A 21,686-nucleotide genomic window follows, 5' to 3' on the forward strand; every position below is an offset into this window, starting at 1 on the left:
CCCGGGATTTTCCCGGGCTTTTTTATTCCTCTGACGTATCTTTCTTTAAAGGCCGATCATCGTCGTCAAATAAAATACGATGTGCTGCGCCATCCAAATCATCATACTGATCCGATTTTAACGTCCATAAAAATGCCAAAAGCCCTAAAAAGCCAAGAGCTAACGCAATAGGTATCAAATAGAGTAAGCCACTCATGTTTCTGATTTACCTTTTGAAATCGTCCATCCCAAACGTAATGCGTTTACAATCACGACAATTGATGAGCTGGACATTGCTACAGATGCAATTAACGGGGTTACAAATCCCATCACTGCTAATGGGATTGTAAAGATGTTATATCCCAAAGCCAAAGCAAAGTTTTGCTTAACCAAAATATCGCTCTTCTTTGATACATATAAAGCTTCAAATACTGGTTTCAATAAACGTCCTTGAAAAACGACATCTGCAGCGTTTTGACTAATGTCAGCGGCAGTGCTTGGAGATAAAGATACTGTTGCTGCTGTTAGTGCAGGTGCATCATTCAAACCATCCCCGACCATCGCAACATTAAGGCCTTCAGCACGTTTTTCTTCCAAGAATCTAAGCTTTTCTGTTGGGTTACAAGACGCCTTCCAGTCCTTAATACCTAGTTGCTGTGCCACCAAGGAAACATTGCTTTCGCGATCTCCTGAGAGCAAAACAATTTCATATCCTTGCTTTTTCAGTTTTCCGACCACTTCCTTTGCGTCTTCACGCAATTGATCAGAAAAATTAAAACAAGCGGTGCGTCCGCTTGGATACTGCAACCATAACTCTGGCCCTACAGAATTGCCATCTTCTTCCAGTTCTAACCATTTCCGTGATCCGAGACGATATGTGCCGCCCTCACCTTCCCAAATCAAGCCACATCCGGTTTCTTCGCGCACATCTTCAACAACAGGCTTAACAATAGATCCTGCTGCTTTATGTAACGCTTTGGCTAATGGGTGACGGCTAAATCCGGCAGCTGCAGCTGCAATAGCCAAATCTTTATCATTCCAGCTATCTTGTTTCAAAAGCTCAAGATTACCTTCGGTCAAAGTTCCCGTCTTATCAAAGACAATTAGGTCTATCTTTGCCAAGCGTTCAAGAGCAGACCCGGTTTTAAGCAACACACCATTTTTTAACAAGCGACCAGCTGCAACCACCTGAACCACAGGCACCGCAAGACCAAGCGCACATGGGCAAGTAATAATCAACACGGCAACCGATGTTAACAATGCCTGCTGCCAGTCCATGTTAAAGAACAAAGTCCAACCGAAGAAAGTTAAAGCTGCCAATGTATGAACAACTGGCGCATAAGCTTTTGCAATGCGATCTGCAAGTGTCACATAATCTGCGCGACGTTGTTCTGCATGTTCCATTAAACGACAGATTTCTGCCAATAAAGTGGATTCACCAACTTGTACAACTTCTAAAGTCAAAGGTTGTCCTAAATTCATACTACCGGCAAAAACGCGATCACCAATAGTCATACTTTCTGGTAGGCTTTCACCTGTGATCACACTACTATCAACATCCGAAGTACCTGAAACGATACGTCCGTCCACTGAAATACGTTCACCAGCTGCAACAAGTACGCGATCACCCTCCTGAACCTGATCAGGGGTAACAACCTTAATACCACCATCAGCTTGAATAACTGAGACTGCAGTCGCATTCAAAGACAGCATATGTTCTGCAACCGCACGTGCTTTACCACGTGCACGATGGTCCAGATAACGCCCAACCAACAGGAAAAACATTAAGGTAATAGCAGAGTCAAAATAAGCATGATCTGCGCCACGCATGGTCTCAGATAAACTCATGCCCGTTGCTAAGACAACAGCCAGTGAAATTGGCACATCCATATTGGTACGTCCCTGCTTTAAGGCAGAGATTGCCGAATCAAAAAACACACGGCCAGAATATATAATCGCAGGGATCGCAATAAGCGCAGATAGCCAATGCATTAAACTACGCGTATGCGGCCCCATGTCAGAAAAATGCCCTGACCAGATAGAAACGGAAAGCAGCATTACATTTGAGGCCGCAAATCCCGCAACAGCCATTGCTTTTAACAATGCCTTATCGCGATCGTCTTTTCCTTTTTCAAGCATCGCAGCACTATAAGGAACACCACGATATCCTTTTTTTGCAAGTACAGTCAGGATCGCATAGACATCTGTCTGTGTTTCGTCCCATTCAACAACCAGACGATTGGTTGAAAAATTAACTCGTGAAGATCTAATACCTTCATGTTGTTTTAATGCCGTTTCGATAGTTTGGATACAAGCACCACAATGAATACCATCCACCAAAAAACGCATACGGATTACTGTTTCATCCACACGTTCCTCAAATGGGGTTAAATCACTTGGTATTTGGCTTGTAATATCGATGTCTTGTCCGTCGATAGTCACAACGGGGCAACAGGCACCACCGATCATTTCAGACATTTATTGACGAATTCCTTCTTCATCTACGAAAAAGCGATTCACTTCCTGATAATCTGCATCATTTGTACGAATATCCTGACGGATATCCCACTGACCAGGAAGTGGAAACTCCAGAGCAGCTTCATACTGCCCCGGCGTTGTTTCCTGAAGTTTCACAACCTGATCATAACCATGATGGGTTGGACGAATAGCAGTCACTTGAACATCAGCAAATCGAATAGCGTCGCCATTATGGTCTTTCAAATTCAAGCTAACTTTTGCCAAGAAGCCGGCAATCGGTACAAGTTTTAAGTCTTTTTGCCAACCTAAGGCTTGCATGGCCTCAGCCCCATCTAAATTGTCGTTATAAGACAGGCCTTTCAGATAATGGTTCTTGGTCTCCAAACCGGTCCATGTAGATAGAGCAACAAAGACCATCGTGCCATTCGCAGCCAAGACAACCGCAAAAAAAGCAAAAAAGTAATATGGAATAATACTCTTCTTTTTCTTTGGTTCGTTATCATTACTCATGACGCTATCCACCATTGTTATTATCCTTAATTCGTTATGAAACTTATAGCTTATTTCTTGGGTCCATTAAAGGTTGTCTGATGTTTCTGGTTCTCTCGAAGTTCATTCAAGATATCCAGACTTCCATCAGAATAACCCGGGTCCATTTCCACAAAACTGAATGTGATTTCAGTTTTATCAGATTTTAGTTCTTCTCTTGGTACAGCAATAAAAACATGCACTGCTTTCACGTCATCAGGTTGTACTTCGATCACAATTGATCTTGTTTGTTCGGTTGCACCAGATAACTTCATGGATGGATTTTGAAGCCCTTCGATATTCAATAGGAAGCTACGAAGATGCTGTGTCTTATTTAATATTTTTACTTCATATCCATTTCGAATAGATCCATCCTTCAAGGTCACAAATACCGGCTGACGATCCTTTAGAATATTCACTTCAAGATGCTGACGTGTGCCGAAGGTATATAGAATTATTCCCGTAACCAAGGTTAGTAAAATTGCATAAAAAATAGTTCTAGGACGTACCAATTTACGTTTTACGGCCTTCCCATCAGAACGTGCGATCTGCCTATTCACAGAATCATACGCAATCAAGCCTTTAGGCAGTTTCAGTTTCTCCATAATATTGTCGCAGGCATCAATACATAATCCACAACCAATACATTCTAACTGATTGCCATCGCGGATATCGATTCCCATAGGACAAACCACCACACAGTTACCGCAGTCAATACAATGACCACGTTCACTGTAATCGCCATCACGCGCCGGTTTTGCACGCGGCTCACCACGCCATGTCTCATATGTCACAATCATGGAATCTTCATCAGTCATAGATCCCTGAATACGTGGCCAAGGGCACATATATGTACAAACTTGTTCCCGACCAAAACCAGCTAGTAAATAAGTAGTCACCGTAAACATGCCAATAAAGAACAAGGAATTAGCAGTAATTTCACCTTTAAAGAATAAATCACTGATAAAGGTCGGTGCATCGACAAAATACATGATCCAGGCACCACCTGTTAACAAAGCGATATACAACCAGATAAAATGCTTAATCACGCGTTTAAAAATTTTGTCTTTTGAATATGGTGCCTTATCAAGTCGAATACGCGCAGCGCGGTCCCCTTCAATAATACGTTCAACCCATACATAGAGGTCAGTCCAAACGGTTTGTGGGCAAGCAAAGCCACACCAGACACGACCAAATAGTGCAGTCGCAAGAAACAAACCTAGAGCGGCAAGGATCAAAATCCCGGTTATATAATAAACTTCCTGTGGCCAAATCTCGATCCAAAGGAAATAGGCACGCTGTGCTGAAATATCGATTAATAATGCTTGATCAGGTATACCCGGACCACGGTCCCAACGGAACCAAGGCGCAATATAATAAAAGCCCAATAGAGCAATCATTGCGACCCACTTTAATTTACGAAATACACCCCATACACGTTTGGGATGGATCTTGATCTGCTTCGCATATAGAGGAGCAGGTTTTTCTTTCTCTACGGCCGCACCAGCTTTATCAGCGGGTGCATATACCGCTTTAGTTTTATTATTTAGATTCCTGATCATTTCTTAAATCCGTTAAAAAAAATGGCCCTGCCCTCGAAAGGCTTCGAGAACAGGGCTCATTTCATTGGATATGAAGCCGGTAAATACTTACCGACGGTGGTATTTACTCACCACCACCCTGTGCATGAACATAAACTGTCAGCATTTTGATTGTAGCTTCATCGAGGCGTCCGCCCCAAGCTGGCATCACACCATGTTGTGGTCGATGAATTTGTGCTCTAACAGAGTCAAAATCACTACCATATAACCAAACTTGGTCATTCAGTGCTGGTGCACCTTGCTCACGATCACCAGATCCGTCAACCGCATGACAAGATGCACAGTTATCTGCAAATATTGTCGCACCAGCTTTTGCTGAAGCCGCGGATGTTGGTTCCTGACCGGAAAGCGTTAGAACATAATCTGTTACTTCTGTAATCTGAGCTGGTTCCAGAAGTTCATCTGTACCAAATGCAGACATTTCAGAATAACGAGAATCTTCATCTTGATCCCAGCGAATACCATGAACAATGGTTTCGTGAATGGCTTCCAAATCACCGCCCCATAACCAATCATCATCGATTAGGTTTGGATAACCTGGACCACCAACACCGCCACCACCGTGACATGGCACACAGTTTTCTTTAAATGCAGCGCCACCACCAACGACGGAGAAGCTTAACAAATCAGCATCATTACGAATTGCTTCCAAAGAGGATGTTTCGATACGATCCAGATATTCTTTTTTCGCGTCTTTAGCAGCCGCAATTTCCTTAGCAACATTTATCCGATCAGAATAACCGACTGTGCCGCTGAAATATGTGTCACCCAACGGAATAGATGGATAAACCACCATGTAACCGATTGAATATGCAATACATGCGTAGAACACCCATAACCACCAACGTGGCAGCGGGTTGTTCAATTCCGCGATTCCGTCCCATTCGTGACCAGTGGTTTCAACACCGGCAATGGGATCAATTTTCTTTTCCTCTGCCATGATCACGCTCCTTTGCTATGGTTAGGTTCGTCTTCCATTAAAGGAATATTGGCGGCTTCATTCATCTCTTTGTCGCGCTTCTTAGAAGGCCACAAAGTTACGATCACGATGCCAATGAACAAAAGTCCAAGCCATAAATTCCAATAATCATTTGCTAACTTTACTAGAGTATCCATTGGAAAACCTCCTTACTGAACAAGGTCTTCAGGTTGATATTGTGTAAAATCAACAAGCGTACCCAACATTTGCATGTAAGCGATCAAAGCATCTAACTCAGTCAAACGAGTTGGATCTCCATCAAAATCACCTACAACAGCTTTTGGATAACGTGCCAACAAACCATCCCAATCCGCATCTGGATCAGCTTGCGCTAACAAGTCAGCTTGTGCTTCAGCAATCATTTCTTCGGTGTATGGAACACCTGTATATGTCAATGCTGTCAAATGATCCGCCGCATTGTCCATATCCAGATCACGCTCAGCCATAAATGGATAGCCAGGCATAATGGATTCTGGAACAACATCACGTGGATTGATCATATGAAGCACATGCCAATTGTTGGAATATTTACCACCAACACGTGCCAAGTCAGGACCTGTACGTTTAGACCCCCATTGGAATGGGTGATCATACATAGATTCAGCCGCTAAACTGTAATGACCATAACGCTCAACCTCATCACGGAACGGACGAATTTGTTGAGAGTGACAGTTATAACAACCTTCACGGATGTAGATGTTACGCCCAGCAAGTTCCAAAGGTGAATAAGGACGCACACCTTTTACTTTCTCAATTGTGCTTTCAATTGTGAACAATGGAAGCACTTCTACGAGACCACCAATTGCAACTGTAATCAAAATACATACAGTCATAATTGCTGCGTTTTTCTCGATAATTTTATGGTTAAAAATCATTGATCAAGCCCTCCTTATTCAGCCGCTACAGCAACAGCTGCATATGGCTTTTCTGAACGAAGGTCACCACGGATTGTACGGAAAATGTTATATGCCATTAAAATACCGCCCAACAGGAAGAGAACCCCACCGATACCACGAATTACATAGTAAGGATGCATTGCCTCCACTGTCTCAACGAAACTGTATTGCAAGAAGCCCAAGCTATCATAAGAACGCCACATCAGACCTTGCATGATACCGCTTACCCACATCGCACAGATGTATAGCAAGATACCAACAGTTGATAACCAGAAATGGTAAGAAACAAGACGGATGGAATATAGACGTTCACGATTCCACAATACTGGTACCATATAATATAAAGCACCGAAGGAAATCATCGCAACCCAACCCAAGGCGCCAGAATGTACGTGACCAACAGTCCAGTCTGTGTAATGGCTTAACGCGTTAACCGCACGAACAGACATCAATGGGCCTTCAAATGTAGACATACCGTAGAAAGCAATGGATGTAACCATCAAACGCAAGATTGGATCAGTACGTAATTTTTCCCACGCACCGGACAAAGTCATCAAACCGTTAATCATACCACCCCAGGATGGCATCCATAACATGACAGAGAAAACCATACCAAGTGTTTGGGACCATTCAGGTAATGCTGTGTAATGCAAATGGTGAGGACCAGCCCAGATATATAAGAAAATCAATGCCCAGAAGTGAATGATAGACAAACGATAAGAATAAACCGGACGTTCAGCTTGCTTTGGTACAATGTAATACATCATCCCCAAGAAGCCCGCTGTCAGGAAGAAACCAACTGCATTATGACCATACCACCACTGAGTCAAAGCATCCTGTACACCAGCAAATAGGGAATAGGACTTTGAACCAAAGAAAGATACAGGAACTGCTAGGTTATTCACCACATGCAATAAGGCAACGGTTACAATAAAAGCGAGGAAGAACCAGTTGGCAACATAGATGTGCTTTTCTTCACGGCGCATCAATGTACCAAGGAAGGATGTCAAATAAACAACCCATACCAAGGTCAACCAAAGGTCAACATACCATTCAGGTTCCGCATATTCCTTACCAGATGTAACGCCGGTAACGTAACCAACAGCCGCCATAACAATAAAGAATTGATATCCCCAGAAGATGAAACGGCCAGTAGCTCGTCCACCCCACAAAGGTGCGCGACATGTTTTTTGAACGACAAGAAGGGAAGTACCGATTAACGCGGACCCCCCGAAAGCGAAAATGGCTGCACTTGTGTGCAACGGACGTAAACGTCCGAATGACAACCATTCCAAGTCAAAGTTAAGAGCGGGAAACGCCAGCTCAAATGCAATATAAACACCTGCGGCAAAAGCTACGACCCCCCAAATGGTTGCTGCGATTGCGAAAAGCTTCACAACATCCAAATCATAGGGAATAGCTCCAACACCTGTGCTTGCATTATTATTAGCAACCACTGCCTGGCTCATATTCGATCCTCCAGGTTATAAATTATTGTCCTGATATTATCCCAGTATCAGGGCATACTATTAATCGGACACACTAATAGTCCAAGATTCCGCTTTGCAACATTGACCCATGTCAAAGTCATGAAAGAAAGATGCTGTTAAATGTGCAAAAGATTTAACCAATCAAGACTACCTTTGTGTGATCACACTTATATTTTGCAACGCAATGACAGTGACTTTACTGTTTGCCTAAAATTGCGTAAAATTATGATGAATTTGCACTGCGGTATGTAAGTGACATTTAATTTAAAGGATATTCAAAATGTCTAACTGGATCGTCGGAATTCTTATGGCCCTACTTTCATTCCTGGGCCTTGTTACAGCTAGCCAAGCGATTGATGCGACAATGGCTTGGAGTGGAATGTTCGTCTTTGTTGCCTGCCTATTATTTGTCTATGGGCATATTGCGACAGCAAAATAAATCTAGCCAAATTTTGCATATAAAAGCTCGGAATTTTCCGGGCTTTTTTGTTTCTAACTGTTTTTCTCTTTTTCCAAAAAAATTTCCACTGCTTGTGCAAGTGCATTTACCACAGCTTGTGCCGTCTGGTCTCCTTCCCCTTTTCTATTTTCCTTATAAACCAATTTAATTGCTTCTAAATGCTGAAGAATGAGAGGGAATGAATAATTTTCCTTATCTTTACGATTAGCAGCATATTTACAGAACGACGTACCAATTGCGCTGATCAGTGGAAAATCGAAAGACCCTCCCTGCCCACGCATGTTATGAACAATAGAATATACAGAGTCTAAATGACTTATATTATTATCTTCCCTAAAAAGTGACGTTAATCTTTCTATTTCTAATATGTCTTCGCCCAGTTTATCCGCATATTCATCTTTTAGTTCGAGGAAAATTTCATCAATTTCTGCAAAAGCTTTTTCTGGGTCGACGCCGCCAAAATCCGGTACAATATCTCGTAAATTTCGAAGATTATCTGTCGAAATAGAAGACACATCATCAATTTTATCAGGGATTTGAGTTTTTATTGACATATTCACTTCTTACTATTGGACGCTGTTTCTACATATCGACGCTCATCGCCACTATACATTGATCTTAATCGCCTACGATCCGGACCAAAAAAATTATTTGAGCGAACATAACTTCGTGGATTCTCAATTACCGAAACTAATCTAGAATATAGTACTCGTGCCGAAACCGGTTTTGCTACAAATTCGGTTACACCAAAATCCCTAGCCGCTAAAACACGTCGCTTTTCTGTATAAGCGGTCAGCATAATAACGGGAATCAAAGGATCTGGTGAGGTCTCATCATTCCGTAATTTTTCTACAAATTCTTCCCCATCCATCGGAGACATTTCCCAATCAGAAATGACGATGTCAGGTTTAAAATTATAGCATTCATGGAGACCATCATACCCATCTTTTGCGAAACCTACATGTTCCACACCCAATACTCGCAACATTCTATCCATGACTTTGCGCATAAACTTACAGTCATCAATAACTAGAATACGCAGTTTTCTAAAGTCATACCTCTTTGTATTCATTGAATTACTCATTCCCCCATTCGCAATTGAAGTCATGATTTTCTATACTAACATAGAATAAAGCATTTTATATAATAATATTATATTATATTAATATTTATAATTTTTATTTCACGTATCAGATAGCTTATTTTTTTCTTCCGGTTTCCTATATCTATCTATATTTTAGGTGCGGTTGGTTGTTTTATATTTTTTACACATTTAAGTACTTAAACTACTACAATTCCAAGAAAGTGTGGAAAGGGGGGATTTTCGTGACTATCCACGATGACCCAGCATTAGGGCGAATATTAAATAGGCGAACCTTTGCTCAGGGCGATATCATTTTTCATGAGGGAGATAAAGGTTCCCAAGCATATGTCGTCCAACGTGGTCGTGTTCGCATCATCAAAAATATGTCCAGTGGCAACAAGGGAACTCTTGGTTTTGTTGAAACTGGAGGTATCTTTGGCGAAATGGCTTTAATGGATAATTCGCCAAGAATGGCAACTGCTGTTGCTGATGAGCCAACAGTTGTTATCTCAATTCCAGAAGAAACAGTGAAAAAAAAATTAAGTAAATCAAATCCTGTGACAAAAATGATGCTTATGGTCATGATTCGTATGTTGCGTAGTATGTCTCATGATGTGGAATTAAAACCTATTAAGGTGGATAATATCCCTCACCTTAAAAATCATCTATTCAATGAATGATATCCATCATGTCAGACGCACGTACGCTCATTAAAAACACATTCCAGCCAAATGAACTGATTTTCAAAGCAGGCGATAGCTCAAATGAAATATTTCTCATACATGATGGAACTGTTGAATTATTTGAAATTGATGAAAGAGAGCATGAAAAACGGATAAAACTCTTAAGTGCAGGATATGCCTTTGGTGAACAGGCTCTGATATCATCTGAAAAAAGAAAATACTATGCAAGAGCAATGACTTCAGTAACATGTGTGGCCGTTAATAAACGCAATTTATTCAAACAACTGAATAATGAAGATCCATTTATTGCTGCGTTATTTCGTATCTTACAAGGTAACATGCAATCCATTGACAAGATGAGCCGTTCCTCAAAAAAAGAAGAATTAGATTCACTTACCGATGCCTTATCATTGGAAGATAAATAATATTTAAATAAACAGTTACATATAGAAATGAATAGACATGCCCAATACACCTGCCTTTTCCCCTAGTTTCACACGAAAAGATGTAACGCTTCACAAGAAAGAAACTCTGTTTAAAGAGTATTTTCAGGTAGATAGATATACATTCAGCCATAAATCTTTTGATGGACAAGATGTCGGCCCGTTCACGCGAGAAATATTTGAACGTGGACATGCAGCTGTGTGTCTACCATATGACCCCGTTAGAAATGAAATCATTTTAATAGAACAATTCCGCCCCGGCCCTTTTGCCGCAGAGGATGAGAATTGCTGGTGTATAGAAACTGTCGCCGGTATCATCGATGAAGGTGAAACAGGGCAAGATGTCGCTATTCGTGAAAGCATTGAAGAGGCAGGTTGTAAAATCACTAAACTCTTCAAAACTGGTTTATTTTACCCCACAGGTGGCGGTAGTTCTGAAACAATGGAATGTTTTGTGGGGATATGTTCCACTGAAAATGCCGGTGGTATCCATGGGGTGGAGCATGAAGCGGAGAATATACGCGCTTTTGCTGTTGATTTTGATCATGCCTTACAAGCCGCACTTGATGGAAAATTTTCCAACCTCGCCCTCGTCGCAACAATCCAATGGTTGGCTTTAAAAAAATCGAGTCTGGACTTGTAATTTTATTTCTTTTTTATTATTTAAGTGTAGTTAAATGTAAAGGACACAAAAATAATGGATTATAGAGCTGATTTTCTTGATGCGGTAGGAAATACCCCTCTTATCAAACTAAAAGGTCCGTCCGATGCGACTGGATGTACAATTCTTGGTAAAGCTGAGTTCTTAAACCCGGGTGGTTCTGTAAAGGACCGCGCAGCCAAGGCCATCATCCAAGACGCCGAGAAAAAAGGTTTGCTAAAGCCAGGTGGTGTTATTGTTGAAGGCACCGCAGGTAATACAGGTATTGGCCTTGCACTCGTCGGTAATGCATTAGGATATCGCACTGTGATCGTTATTCCTGAAACACAATCTCAGGAAAAGAAAGATATGTTGCGCCTTGCGGGCGCTGATTTACGTGAAGTCCCAGCAGTTCCATATAAAGATCCAAATAATTATGTGAAATATTCAGGCCGTTTGGCTGAAGAAATTGCAGCAAGTGAAGAGAATGGCGCTATTTGGGCAAACCAATTTGACAATGTAGCCAATCGCCAAGGCCATTTTGAAACAACTGGTCCTGAAATCTGGTCACAAACTGATGGTAAAGTAGATGGCTTTATCTGCGCAGTTGGGACAGGTGGTACACTCGCAGGTACGGCTGACGCGTTACGTGAACGCAATAAGGACATTCAAATTGGCATTGCTGATCCAGGAGGAGCTGCTTTGTATGAATATTATAAAAACGGCGAATTAAAAGCTGAAGGTACATCAATCACTGAAGGTATTGGTCAAGGTCGTATTACAGCCAATCTTGACGGTTTAGAGGTCGACCATCCTTTCCGTGTAACTGATGCGGAAGCTCTTCCTATCGTATTTGATCTTTTGAAAAAAGAAGGTCTATGTCTTGGTGGCTCTTCCGCAGTTAATGTGGCTGGCGCAATGAAACTAGCAAAAGAACTGGGCCCAGGAAAAACCATTGTAACGATCTTATGCGATTATGGCACACGATACCAATCAAAGCTTTACAATCCAGAATTCTTAAAGGAACAAGGCCTTCCTTATCCGGAATGGTTATAATCCTTAAAAATTAAGTTAATGTTTACCAGCGGTCACAAACACTGTGACCGCTTTTTTTTATTCTGGTTCATATTCAAGTTGACCTTGTTGGCGCAATTTTAAACAATGCAATCCAACATAAAAAATAATATGACATGGATCTGAATCTGGGAGACATTAGAATGACAAAAGATCTTTTTCGTGAAGATTCGTATTTAAAAAGCTGTGACGCGACTATTACGGAAATCAATGAGTTAAATGGTATCATCCTTGATCAAACCGTGTTTTATCCAACAGGTGGTGGTCAACCTGGTGATGCTGGCGTTTTAAGAACTGCTGACGGAAAAGAAATTATAATCGCAACTACTGTGAAATCTAAAGAAAATAGCGACATCATTCATGTCCCTGCCGAAGGACAAGACTTACCTTCTATCGGCACAAAAGTGAGTGCCGAGATTGATTGGGAAACCCGTTACAAATATATGCGTATGCATTCCGCCATGCATCTGATGTGTTCTGTTGTTCCTTGTGGTGTGACTGGTGGTCAGGTCGGTGCAGAAAAAAGCCGTCTGGATTTTGATATCGGCGAACATACGCTAGACAAAGAAGAAATTACAAAAGCAATGAATGCCTTAATTGAGGCTGATCATGAGACAGGCACAATGCATATCACCACAGATGAATTGGATGCTAACCCTGATTTAGTCCGTACCATGTCTGTTCAACCACCACGTATTGGAGGACAAATACGTCTTGTCAAAGTTGGCGAAGATGTAGACCTTCAACCTTGCGGTGGCACACATATTAAAAGAACCAGCGAAATTGGTCGAATTCTAGTGTCAAAAATTGAAAACAAAGGCAAACGTAATCGTCGCGTGAATATTGTCTTTGATCCGGCTTAATTTAAGGGGAAAGAAATTAATGCCATATGTAAACGCACATGCTTTAGTCGAAGCAGACTGGCTTGAAGCACATATTGATAATCCAAAAATCACAATTCTGGATGCCAGCTGGCATATGCCGAATCTGAACCGTGATGCAAAAGCAGAATATAAAGAAAAACATATTCCAGGTGCGATCTTCTTCGATATTGATGTGGTATCAGATGGAAAAAGCGATCTTCCACATATGCTACCTTCTTCTGATGACTTTGCCAGCGCGCTTGGCAAGATGGGGATTAGCAACGAAGACCTGATCGTTGTTTATGATTCTTACGGTTTATTCTCTGCAGCCCGCGTTTGGTGGATGTTTAGATGCTTTGGACATGACAATGTTGCGATTTTAAATGGCGGCTCTTTAAAATGGGAATCTGAAAACCGACCAATGGATAATAAAGTTCCCACACGTCAAACAACAAATTATACGGCAAATTTTAAATCTGGACTGATTAAATCTCTATCTGATGTTCAGGTGAATTTAGAAAGTATGCAAGCGCAAGTGATTGATGCCCGCGCACGAAATCGTTTTAATGCAGAAGTGCCAGAACCAAGACCCGGTCTTCGCGGCGGACATATTCCGGGTTCTCTAAATTTACCATTTGCGGACATTTTGACCGAAGCGAAAACAATAAAAGATGAAGCTTCAATTCGATCATTATTTGAGGCTGAGAGATTGGACTTTAATAAGCCCGTTATAACCAGCTGCGGTACAGGTGTGACTGCATGTGTTCTCTCTTTTGCTCTTTATCTTATCGGCAAAGAAGACGCAGCTGTTTATGATGGCAGTTGGACTGAATGGGGTGGTCATCGCGAAACCCCGATCGAACCTTAATTTTGAGTTTCAAATCTCATGACCAATCTTTCTATACGTTCTTATAATGATGATGATCTAACAGATATTCTGCATTTATGGGAGAAATGTGACCTTACGCGTCCATGGAATGATCCAGCGGCCGATATTGAAACTGCAGTAAATGCCAAGGAGAGTGACATCCTCGTCGCTGTAGACAATAACAAGGTTATTGCTTCAGTCATGCTTGGCTTTGATGGTCATCGTGGTTGGGTATATTATTTAGCCGTTAATCCAAACCATCAAGGTAAGGGTATTGGTCATCAAATATCTATAGAAGCGGAGCGTGTATTAAAGGACAAAGGCTGTGCCAAAGTTATGCTAATGATCCGCCCGGAAAACCAACGGGTCAAGTCGATCTATGAAAGCTGGGGTTATCACAGCGAAGATCGTACTTTGATGGTGAAATGGTTAAAAGAACCGCCAGCGCTACCTTCAGAGAACGATACGGATAATCAAATCCCTGTGGTCATAAGTTATCTGGAAATGACTGAGAGACCTAAAGGATCAGCTCGCCCTCTTCCAAAGCAGGGCGTTCCTGTTACTTTGATCAAACTTCATGACTGCACGGTCAATTTTTATAGATATCTCTATAACAGCATCGGTGAAAAATGGCTTTGGTGGGAAAAACGCCTCTCAGAAGATAGTGAAATTGAACAAATCGTCACACGCGAAACGACTGATCAATATTTGCTATCTGTTGGAGGCATTCCCGCGGGTTGGGTGCAACTAGATAATCTAGGGAACCATGAGGATAGAGGGCAAACGATGGAAATCGGTTATTTTGGTCTCTTTCCTGATTTCATTGGGAAAGGTTTAGGACCTTATCTACTAGACTTTGCGGTCCGGACCGCTTGGGATCATCCAAGCAAACCCGTCCGTGTGCAATTAAACACCTGTACGTTAGATCACCCTTCTGCCTTGCCTACTTATCAAAAAGCTGGCTTCAGCGTGTATCAACGCGAAACACAAGTGATTACAGACCCAAGAACAATTGGCGTCATTCCAAAAGATATAGAGTTGGCACAACCGATGCCAGCTTTCCCGTAAAATTAAAATTTAAGAGTAAATCATAAGGATAATAAAATGATTGTTGGTATCCCTAAGGAAATCAAACCACAAGAAGGCCGTGTTGCCCAAATGCCTGAACAGGTAAAACAACTTACTGATGCAGGTGTTAAGGTATTGGTCGAAACCAATGCAGGTATTCTGTCCGGTGTAACCGATGAAGAATATAAAGCAGCTGGTGCGGAAATCATGCCGGATGCGGCATCCGTTTATGGTGGTGCAACATTGATTGTAAAAGTGAAAGAATTTTTAGAAGCTGAATATCCACTTCTTCGCGAAGACCATATCTTATTTACAAATATTCACCCTGCTGCCCTACCGGGACAAGTTGATGCTTTGTTAGAAAAGGGACTTACAGCCATTGCCGCAGAGGATTGTCATGAATTCGGCTCCCCAAATTGTGCTTTGGCTGGTGAGGTTGGCGCGTTTGAAGGCATCCGCTATTGCTTTGCACCACATGGTGGATCTGGTCGTCACTTCTATGGTCATTATGGATCACAACCAATCAAAGCAGCTGTGATTGGCCTTGGTAATGTGGGGCGTGGTGCTTTACGTGTGCTTTTATCTTTAGGTATCGAAGTTGTCGGCTATGACATTTCCGATGGTATTCGTTACCGTACGGAACAAGATTGGGACCATAGTAATTTCTCAACCGCACATATTGACGATTTTAACACTGATATGGGTGATTATGATTTGATCGTGAATTGCGTGTTATGGCCAAAGCATCGCGATGATCATCTCATTTCCCGTGCAGATTTGAAACGCTTGAAGCCGACCGCTGTTATTTCCGATATTTCCTGTGATCCGGGTGGTGCTGTTGAAACATGTCGTGCAACAAAATGGGAAGACCCAACTTATCGTGAAGAAGGTATTTTGCATTTCTGTGTAGATAACATCCCAGGGTCTGTTCCAGTAGCAGCAAGTGCGGGATATAGCCGTGCGCTTTACATCCATATCAAAAGCATGATCGAAAATGGATGGAAAGAAGCCTGCAAGAAAAATGCGTATCTTGCACGCGGTTTAGTATGTGCTGAAGGTACTCTAACACATGCTGAAACAGCACGTGTTCAAGGACGTGACCGTGTTGAAACCAATGTGTTCTTGAGTTCATAAAATAATTTTCAAGACGACTTGGTATTCGTTGACGGTTATAAACTCTATGCGACAACGTTACATGAAGTCGGACAATGGATATACTTTCAATTTTACATGCAACTGTCACAATATTAGTAATCGTAATTATATTAATAACGATAATATATTTACCGACTTTTGCTGTTAAAAATGAAAACTCTAACAAAAGAACAACCAGGTTAAATTTTTTAGCTTGGGTATTGGGATATTATAGCCTTCCAGTATTCATTAAATTTAATGAGCTGGAAGGCGCTTCTGGGGTCGTAACAATCCTATTATGTTATTTAGGGATGTTTGTTCTTTTATATCCCTTTATGCAACAGTACGTTAGACGCGCACGAGATGCTGGTTGGGGAAAACGAATTGCTTTTCTTTCTACAATACCAATAGTAAATTTGGTCACTACGTTGATCTTACTTTTGAAACGAAGTGAACAAGCCAAAAGCGTTAGAGATTAAACACTACTATCCCTTAAGCAAACTTTCTACATAGTCAGCAATCGCCATAGAGGATGTTAATCCCGGTGATTCAATACCAAATAGATTGACAAGCCCCGGAATGTTATGCGTTTCGGGGCCATCTATTTTAAAATCACCAGCCGCGTCCCCCGCCCCAACTAACTTCGGACGCATACCGGAATAGCCCGCTTGTAAGGCGCCATCTTCCAAATCAGGCCAATAGCTACGCACCGCCTCATAAAAACTTTCACCACGTAAAGGATTGACCGGATAGTCATCTAATTCTGGCAAGTCTTTATCTAACCATTCCGTGTCAGGCCCAAACTTCGCCTGACCTCCTAGGTCAACCGTAATATGGACGCCTAAGCCAGCTTCATTTGGCATTGGATAAATCAAGCGACTAAACGGGCTTTTCCCCGCTAAAGTAAAATAATTGCCCTTACAAATATAAGCCTTTGGTTTAAAAGCCTCATCAAGGCCATCCATATTGGCCGCCAGCATTGGGGCAAACAACCCTGCTGAATTCACCACCTGTCGGGCTTTGATTTTCATAGGGGCGTCACCACCTATATTTAAAACAATACCATCCGCTTGAATTTCTGAGGAAATCAATGGTGCGTTAAAGGCAATCATAGCCCCATGATCTTCTGCTTCTCCTTGGAAGGCCAACATCAATCCATGACTATCCACGATCCCTGTTGATGGAGATAACAAAGCCCCTGCCGTCGATAAATTTGGCTCTAACGCCTTTGCCTGATCCGATGTGAGAAACTCTAGATCATCAACACCATTTTCTTCTGCCTTTTGTTTAATGGCAGGTAAACCGTTCAATTGCCTCTCATCTGTTGCGACGATTAGTTTTTGACAATTCTTGAACTCAACACCTCGGCTTTCACAAAACTCATATAATTTCCTTTTACCCTCAACACAGAATTTCGCTTTCAAACTGCCTTTAGGATAATAAATACCGGCATGGATCACTTCTGAATTTCGGGCAGATGTCCCTGTTCCAATCGCAGACTCGGATTCAAGGACCAACACGTCGTTTCCTGCTAACGCTAGTTTGCGTGCAATTGCCAACCCAACAACACCAGCGCCAATAACCACTGTATCCATATGTTCCATGATTGATTTAGTCCTGTGCTTTTCAAAATATGCTTGTTTACTTGCCAGTTATGTAAGGCACTGCTATCACGATTTTAGCGAATGAAACAATTGATTGTTAAGGTAAAGGGTTCGGAAATGGCTAGCAATACAAAGAACAGACATGATGATACAGTTTTGACACATGCAGGACGTAAGCCTTTTGAAAATAAAGGTATTGTTAATCCGCCTGTTTATCATGCCTCCACAATCTTGTTTCCAACCCTTGAGGTCTATAACAACCCTGCGGCTCATACAGATGTTTTCTATGGCCGTCGCGGCACACCAACTACTTTTGCTTTTGCTGATGCCGTTACCGAACTTGAACGTGCCCATGGTACGGTTTTAACCTCTTGCGGACTATCAGCTGTAACCACAGCTGTTCTTTCAGTGACCGAAGCTGGATCGCATGTTTTGATGACTGATAGTGTTTATGGTCCTAGCCGTAACTTTATGTCCAAATTCCTAAGCCGTTTTGGTGTAGAAGTTGAATATTACGATCCGACAATTGGCTCTGAGATTTCTTCCCTCATCCGCGACACAACCAAAGTTATCTTCATGGAAGCTCCGGGAAGTTGGACATTTGAAATGCAAGACATCCCTGCCATCATTACAAAAGCAAAAAAACACAATATTGTCACCATTGTCGATAACACATGGGCAGGCGGATATTTCTTTAAACCACTTGAGCATGGTGCCGATATGTCTGTGCAAGCGGCAACTAAATATATCGTTGGCCATTCTGATGCATTAATGGGCACAATTGCCTGTAACGAAGCAACATATAAAAAAGTAGATGAAGCAGCCTATTTACTTGGCAATAATGTTGGGCCTGACGATGTTTACCTAGCTGCACGTGGCATGCGCAGTATGGGAACACGTTTACGCCAACATCAGGAAAATGGTATCAAGGTTGCCAATTGGTTAAAGTCCCGTCCAGAGGTAAAACAAGTCCTGCATCCTGCCTTGCCAGAAGATCCGGGGCATGAGATTTGGAAACGTGATTTCACAGGCGCATCTGGTCTATTCGGATTTATTATGGAACAGCCATCCACCAACGCCTTGGCGAATATGATGGATCATATGGATTATTTCGGTATGGGCTTTAGTTGGGGTGGCTTTGAAAGTTTGCTTATTCCAGTTGACCCACGTCCAATTCGCACTGCAACGAATTGGGAAGTAGAAGGTCAGACCATGCGTATTCATATCGGCCTTGAAGATGTGGATGATCTTATTGCTGATCTAGAGGCTGGTTTTGAGCGTTTAAAACAGGCTTAATGATGAAACTATTCAACAGCAAAATCATCGCTGTTATCAGTTCTTTAATCGGGGGCATTTCTGTGGCTAAAGCAGAAACGCCTCCAACTGTTTTTGCAGCTGCAAGTCTCACAGCTGCATTAGATGAAATTGCACAAAGCAAAAAAATCAAACCTCAGTTTTCATTTGCAAGTAGCGGTGCCCTTGCAAGGCAAATCGCATCAGGTGCCCCAGCTGATATATTTATTTCAGCAAATACTAAATGGGCAGATTGGCTCAAAACCGCCATATCAGACATTATAGTAAATGAGAAAACGTTCTTAAGTAATAGTTTAGTTGTAGTCAGCTACCGACCACAGACACAAACCATTAAAGAGCTCTTTCAACGTGACAATGATTTCTTTGTAACAATTGGCGATCCTACTCATACACCAGCTGGTATCTATGCAAAACAAAGTCTGGAATATCTTAATCTCTGGGAAGGGTTAGCAGATAAACTAGCGCCAAGTTCAAATGTACGTGCGGCTCTTTATCTGGTTCAATCAGGCGCTGCTGATTATGGAATCGTATACAAAAGTGATGCATTAAACGCACAAAATATACATCAGGTTGATGTCTTACCCCAAAACAGCCATGAACCTATTCTTTATCAAGCCCTTCTGCTTACTCAGGAAAACCAGATAAATTCAGAAGCAAAATCTCTTTTCGATAATTTATCCGATACAGATGCCATAAGAACCTGGAAGAAATATGGCTTTCAACCCCTTCAAAATTAAGCAATACTTGCAAAATGTTTGGACTTTCTGAATTTGAATTGGCTGCACTTGGCTTAAGTTTAAAGATCGCCTTGATTGCGACTCTTTTAACCTTGCCTCTTGCTCTATTCCTGGCCTGGCTTTTCGCACGCTGCCAATTTAAAGGACGCAACCTTCTACTTGGTATCGTTCATCTACCATTGGTGATGCCTCCTGTCGTCATAGGCTTATTTCTACTCACTGCATTTGGCAAACAAGGTTATATTGGTAGTTGGCTGCATGATCTATTTGGGATCAGTTTTGCCTTCAATTGGAAGGGAGCTGCACTCGCAGCTGCCGTGATGGCCCTACCACTGATGGTTCGATCTATCCAGTTAGCAATTGAAAATGTACCAACAAAGCTGGAGAAAGCGGCGCGCAGTTTAGGCAGTTCCAGTTTAAAAACCTTCTTTACTATCACTCTTCCTCTTTCCATATCCGGGATTGTTGGTGCGACGATCTTGGGCTTTGCACGTAGTTTGGGTGAGTTTGGTGCAACGATCACTTTCGTCTCAAACATTCCCGGCAAGACACAAACTCTTCCTCTGGCCCTTTATACAATGACACAAGTACCAGATGGAGAAGCAAGCGCGTATCGATTAGCAATCATCTCTGCCGTTCTGGCTTTAGCGGCGATAACTTTTTCCGAAATTATGGCGCGCAAAGCTCGCCAACAATTAGGGAAGTCATGAGATGTTAGATGTTACAATAAAATCTGTACGCCAAGGTATTGAAATTGATGCTGTTTTTAAGTGTGCTCCAGAAGGTATCACGACCCTGTTCGGTCCTTCTGGTTCGGGCAAATCTTCTATCCTCAACGTCATCGCGGGTTTGGATACATCTGATTCCTCACAGATCATTCTAAATGATATAGATATTACACACCGCCACGCAGAGGGCCGCAGATTTGGATATGTCTTTCAAGATAGTTGCCTATTTCCCCATATGACCGTGGAAAAAAACTTATCTTATGGATCACATCCTGCACGGTTTGACGCACCTGATCGCAATGAAATTATAGACCTCTTAAATATTGGACATTTACTTAATCGAAAACCATCCAACCTATCAGGCGGCGAAGCTCAACGCGTAGCGATTGCGCGTGCAGTACTTTCCAATGCAGAGATGTTGTTGATGGATGAACCTCTCTCCTCGCTTGATAACAAGCTTAAGAAAGAAATCATGCCCTTATTGCGGCGCATCGCAACTGATTTTAAATGTCCTATCCTTTATGTTAGCCATTCCTTCGATGAAGTATGTCAGCTGTCTGATAAACTCATATTGATAAATAATGGCAAGATTTTAGGGGCTGGTTCTCCCCAAGACATGATGACCAACCCAAAATATGCCGACCAGTTAGACGGATTTGATGCTGGTAACTTATTAAACGTGATTGTAAAAAGTCACGATCATGAATTTGGATTAACAGATCTTGAATTTTCAGGTGGTATCATTCCTGTCCCACTCATTAAAGATGAGATAGGATCACCTATCCGCCTTCGTGTGAGAGCCCGCGATATAACTCTCGCGACATCCATTCCTGAAGGCATCTCAACACTTATTAGATTATCTGCTACCATCTCAAAAATTACTGATGTAAATCAGACACATAGTTATGTTCACGTAAATTGTGGTGACGAGATAATGATTGTACGTCTTACAAGAAAATCTATTCAAGCCCTTGGAATTGAAAAGAATAAACCTATATTCTGTCTTGTGAAATCGGTCACACTTGAAAACTAAGT

25 protein-coding genes are annotated in these 21,686 nt (G+C 41.9%); 14 read left to right on the forward strand and 11 right to left on the reverse strand.

Going from position 1 to position 21,686, the window contains the following annotated elements; translation table 11 throughout:
- Positions 1-22 precede the first annotated feature (22 nt).
- From ccoS to ccoN, 8 genes are all read right to left on the reverse strand, one after another.
- The gene (gene ccoS / locus ACOQOA_RS04440) at positions 23-196 is read right to left on the reverse strand and encodes a cbb3-type cytochrome oxidase assembly protein CcoS (protein WP_420547444.1); all 174 of its coding nucleotides are present in this window, start codon (positions 194-196) and stop codon (positions 23-25) included.
- On the reverse strand, positions 193-2,457 hold the full coding sequence (locus tag ACOQOA_RS04445) for a heavy metal translocating P-type ATPase (RefSeq protein WP_420547445.1): 2,265 nt from the start codon (positions 2,455-2,457) through the stop codon (positions 193-195). Before ACOQOA_RS04445 ends, ccoS begins: the two co-directional genes overlap by 4 nt.
- Positions 2,458-2,967, reverse strand: coding sequence for a FixH family protein (locus ACOQOA_RS04450; protein ID WP_420547446.1), 510 nt, complete (start codon positions 2,965-2,967; stop codon positions 2,458-2,460). It lies immediately after the preceding gene.
- Positions 2,968-3,017: 50 nt separating this feature from the next.
- Positions 3,018-4,547, reverse strand: coding sequence for a cytochrome c oxidase accessory protein CcoG (ccoG, locus tag ACOQOA_RS04455; protein WP_420547447.1), 1,530 nt, complete (start codon positions 4,545-4,547; stop codon positions 3,018-3,020).
- Positions 4,548-4,650: 103 nt separating this feature from the next.
- Complete coding sequence (ccoP, locus tag ACOQOA_RS04460; protein WP_155153466.1) at positions 4,651-5,526, reverse strand: cytochrome-c oxidase, cbb3-type subunit III; 876 nt, start codon at positions 5,524-5,526, stop codon at positions 4,651-4,653.
- A 2-nt stretch (positions 5,527-5,528) separates the two neighbouring features.
- Positions 5,529-5,702, reverse strand: a complete 174-nt coding sequence (locus ACOQOA_RS04465; RefSeq protein ID WP_420547448.1) for a cbb3-type cytochrome c oxidase subunit 3 — start codon at positions 5,700-5,702, stop codon at positions 5,529-5,531.
- Between the two features lie 12 nt (positions 5,703-5,714).
- Entirely contained in the window at positions 5,715-6,440 is a 726-nt protein-coding gene (gene ccoO, locus ACOQOA_RS04470) for a cytochrome-c oxidase, cbb3-type subunit II (RefSeq protein ID WP_420547449.1), read from the reverse strand.
- A 14-nt stretch (positions 6,441-6,454) separates the two neighbouring features.
- Positions 6,455-7,930 carry a cytochrome-c oxidase, cbb3-type subunit I gene (gene ccoN / locus ACOQOA_RS04475; protein ID WP_155153469.1) on the reverse strand — a complete coding sequence of 492 codons (1,476 nt, stop codon included), beginning with the start codon at positions 7,928-7,930 and terminating at the stop codon, positions 6,455-6,457.
- 301 nt (positions 7,931-8,231) lie between these two features.
- Here ccoN and ACOQOA_RS04480 point away from each other — a divergent pair, with 301 nt between their 5' ends.
- Positions 8,232-8,390, forward strand: a complete 159-nt coding sequence (locus ACOQOA_RS04480) for a hypothetical protein (RefSeq protein ID WP_420547450.1) — start codon at positions 8,232-8,234, stop codon at positions 8,388-8,390.
- Positions 8,391-8,443: 53 nt separating this feature from the next.
- On the opposite strand, the gene ACOQOA_RS04485 is transcribed toward ACOQOA_RS04480, so the two are convergent.
- Entirely contained in the window at positions 8,444-8,965 is a 522-nt protein-coding gene (locus tag ACOQOA_RS04485; RefSeq protein WP_420547451.1) for a hypothetical protein, read from the reverse strand.
- 2 nt (positions 8,966-8,967) lie between these two features.
- A complete protein-coding gene (locus ACOQOA_RS04490) occupies positions 8,968-9,495 on the reverse strand; it encodes a response regulator (protein WP_420547452.1) in 528 nt (175 codons plus the stop codon).
- A 242-nt stretch (positions 9,496-9,737) separates the two neighbouring features.
- On the opposite strand from ACOQOA_RS04490, the gene ACOQOA_RS04495 reads away from it, so the two are divergent.
- From ACOQOA_RS04495 to ACOQOA_RS04535, 9 genes are all read left to right on the forward strand, one after another.
- Positions 9,738-10,175, forward strand: coding sequence for a Crp/Fnr family transcriptional regulator (locus ACOQOA_RS04495; RefSeq protein ID WP_420547453.1), 438 nt, complete (start codon positions 9,738-9,740; stop codon positions 10,173-10,175).
- Positions 10,176-10,183: 8 nt separating this feature from the next.
- A complete protein-coding gene (locus ACOQOA_RS04500; RefSeq protein ID WP_420547454.1) occupies positions 10,184-10,603 on the forward strand; it encodes a cyclic nucleotide-binding domain-containing protein in 420 nt (139 codons plus the stop codon).
- A 37-nt stretch (positions 10,604-10,640) separates the two neighbouring features.
- Positions 10,641-11,264 (forward strand): NUDIX domain-containing protein, encoded by a 624-nt coding sequence (locus tag ACOQOA_RS04505; protein WP_420547455.1) that lies wholly within the window; start codon positions 10,641-10,643, stop codon positions 11,262-11,264.
- Between the two features lie 54 nt (positions 11,265-11,318).
- Positions 11,319-12,317, forward strand: a complete 999-nt coding sequence (locus ACOQOA_RS04510) for a cysteine synthase A (RefSeq protein ID WP_420547456.1) — start codon at positions 11,319-11,321, stop codon at positions 12,315-12,317.
- Between the two features lie 161 nt (positions 12,318-12,478).
- Complete coding sequence (locus tag ACOQOA_RS04515; protein WP_420547457.1) at positions 12,479-13,198, forward strand: alanyl-tRNA editing protein; 720 nt, start codon at positions 12,479-12,481, stop codon at positions 13,196-13,198.
- Positions 13,199-13,217: 19 nt separating this feature from the next.
- A complete protein-coding gene (gene sseA, locus ACOQOA_RS04520) occupies positions 13,218-14,066 on the forward strand; it encodes a 3-mercaptopyruvate sulfurtransferase (RefSeq protein WP_420547458.1) in 849 nt (282 codons plus the stop codon).
- A gap of 18 nt (positions 14,067-14,084) precedes the next feature.
- Complete coding sequence (locus ACOQOA_RS04525; protein ID WP_420547459.1) at positions 14,085-15,134, forward strand: GNAT family acetyltransferase; 1,050 nt, start codon at positions 14,085-14,087, stop codon at positions 15,132-15,134.
- A gap of 36 nt (positions 15,135-15,170) precedes the next feature.
- Complete coding sequence (locus ACOQOA_RS04530) at positions 15,171-16,268, forward strand: alanine dehydrogenase (protein ID WP_420547460.1); 1,098 nt, start codon at positions 15,171-15,173, stop codon at positions 16,266-16,268.
- 74 nt (positions 16,269-16,342) lie between these two features.
- Positions 16,343-16,747 (forward strand): DUF805 domain-containing protein, encoded by a 405-nt coding sequence (locus tag ACOQOA_RS04535; protein WP_420547461.1) that lies wholly within the window; start codon positions 16,343-16,345, stop codon positions 16,745-16,747.
- 6 nt (positions 16,748-16,753) lie between these two features.
- On the opposite strand, the gene ACOQOA_RS04540 is transcribed toward ACOQOA_RS04535, so the two are convergent.
- A complete protein-coding gene (locus ACOQOA_RS04540) occupies positions 16,754-17,872 on the reverse strand; it encodes an NAD(P)/FAD-dependent oxidoreductase (RefSeq protein ID WP_420547462.1) in 1,119 nt (372 codons plus the stop codon).
- A 117-nt stretch (positions 17,873-17,989) separates the two neighbouring features.
- Between ACOQOA_RS04540 and metC the strand changes: the two genes are divergently transcribed.
- The 4 genes from metC (at position 17,990) to modC (ending at position 21,684) form a co-directional block, all read left to right on the forward strand.
- Positions 17,990-19,168, forward strand: a complete 1,179-nt coding sequence (metC, locus tag ACOQOA_RS04545) for a cystathionine beta-lyase (protein ID WP_420547463.1) — start codon at positions 17,990-17,992, stop codon at positions 19,166-19,168.
- A 62-nt stretch (positions 19,169-19,230) separates the two neighbouring features.
- Positions 19,231-19,923, forward strand: coding sequence for a molybdate ABC transporter substrate-binding protein (modA, locus tag ACOQOA_RS04550; protein WP_420547464.1), 693 nt, complete (start codon positions 19,231-19,233; stop codon positions 19,921-19,923).
- A 14-nt stretch (positions 19,924-19,937) separates the two neighbouring features.
- The gene (modB, locus tag ACOQOA_RS04555) at positions 19,938-20,633 is read left to right on the forward strand and encodes a molybdate ABC transporter permease subunit (RefSeq protein ID WP_420547465.1); all 696 of its coding nucleotides are present in this window, start codon (positions 19,938-19,940) and stop codon (positions 20,631-20,633) included.
- Position 20,634: 1 nt separating this feature from the next.
- Complete coding sequence (modC, locus tag ACOQOA_RS04560; RefSeq protein WP_420547466.1) at positions 20,635-21,684, forward strand: molybdenum ABC transporter ATP-binding protein; 1,050 nt, start codon at positions 20,635-20,637, stop codon at positions 21,682-21,684.
- Positions 21,685-21,686 lie beyond the last annotated feature (2 nt).

It is taken from the genome of Curvivirga sp., from assembly GCF_965219885.1.
GTDB lineage: Bacteria > Pseudomonadota > Alphaproteobacteria > UBA8366 > Aestuariispiraceae > Curvivirga.

Coding starts and splice junctions, on each gene's coding strand:
- ccoS (WP_420547444.1), bottom strand. CDS start 196: ATGAGTGGCTTACTCTATTTGATACCTATTGCGTTAGCTCTTGGCTTT.
- ACOQOA_RS04445 (WP_420547445.1), bottom strand. CDS start 2,457: ATGTCTGAAATGATCGGTGGTGCCTGTTGCCCCGTTGTGACTATCGAC.
- ACOQOA_RS04450 (WP_420547446.1), bottom strand. CDS start 2,967: ATGAGTAATGATAACGAACCAAAGAAAAAGAAGAGTATTATTCCATAT.
- ccoG (WP_420547447.1), bottom strand. CDS start 4,547: ATGATCAGGAATCTAAATAATAAAACTAAAGCGGTATATGCACCCGCT.
- ccoP (WP_155153466.1), bottom strand. CDS start 5,526: ATGGCAGAGGAAAAGAAAATTGATCCCATTGCCGGTGTTGAAACCACT.
- ACOQOA_RS04465 (WP_420547448.1), bottom strand. CDS start 5,702: ATGGATACTCTAGTAAAGTTAGCAAATGATTATTGGAATTTATGGCTT.
- ccoO (WP_420547449.1), bottom strand. CDS start 6,440: ATGATTTTTAACCATAAAATTATCGAGAAAAACGCAGCAATTATGACT.
- ccoN (WP_155153469.1), bottom strand. CDS start 7,930: ATGAGCCAGGCAGTGGTTGCTAATAATAATGCAAGCACAGGTGTTGGA.
- ACOQOA_RS04480 (WP_420547450.1), top strand. CDS start 8,232: ATGTCTAACTGGATCGTCGGAATTCTTATGGCCCTACTTTCATTCCTG.
- ACOQOA_RS04485 (WP_420547451.1), bottom strand. CDS start 8,965: ATGTCAATAAAAACTCAAATCCCTGATAAAATTGATGATGTGTCTTCT.
- ACOQOA_RS04490 (WP_420547452.1), bottom strand. CDS start 9,495: ATGAGTAATTCAATGAATACAAAGAGGTATGACTTTAGAAAACTGCGT.
- ACOQOA_RS04500 (WP_420547454.1), top strand. CDS start 10,184: ATGTCAGACGCACGTACGCTCATTAAAAACACATTCCAGCCAAATGAA.
- ACOQOA_RS04505 (WP_420547455.1), top strand. CDS start 10,641: ATGCCCAATACACCTGCCTTTTCCCCTAGTTTCACACGAAAAGATGTA.
- ACOQOA_RS04510 (WP_420547456.1), top strand. CDS start 11,319: ATGGATTATAGAGCTGATTTTCTTGATGCGGTAGGAAATACCCCTCTT.
- ACOQOA_RS04515 (WP_420547457.1), top strand. CDS start 12,479: ATGACAAAAGATCTTTTTCGTGAAGATTCGTATTTAAAAAGCTGTGAC.
- sseA (WP_420547458.1), top strand. CDS start 13,218: ATGCCATATGTAAACGCACATGCTTTAGTCGAAGCAGACTGGCTTGAA.
- ACOQOA_RS04525 (WP_420547459.1), top strand. CDS start 14,085: ATGACCAATCTTTCTATACGTTCTTATAATGATGATGATCTAACAGAT.
- ACOQOA_RS04530 (WP_420547460.1), top strand. CDS start 15,171: ATGATTGTTGGTATCCCTAAGGAAATCAAACCACAAGAAGGCCGTGTT.
- ACOQOA_RS04535 (WP_420547461.1), top strand. CDS start 16,343: ATGGATATACTTTCAATTTTACATGCAACTGTCACAATATTAGTAATC.
- ACOQOA_RS04540 (WP_420547462.1), bottom strand. CDS start 17,872: ATGGAACATATGGATACAGTGGTTATTGGCGCTGGTGTTGTTGGGTTG.
- metC (WP_420547463.1), top strand. CDS start 17,990: ATGGCTAGCAATACAAAGAACAGACATGATGATACAGTTTTGACACAT.
- modB (WP_420547465.1), top strand. CDS start 19,938: ATGTTTGGACTTTCTGAATTTGAATTGGCTGCACTTGGCTTAAGTTTA.
- modC (WP_420547466.1), top strand. CDS start 20,635: ATGTTAGATGTTACAATAAAATCTGTACGCCAAGGTATTGAAATTGAT.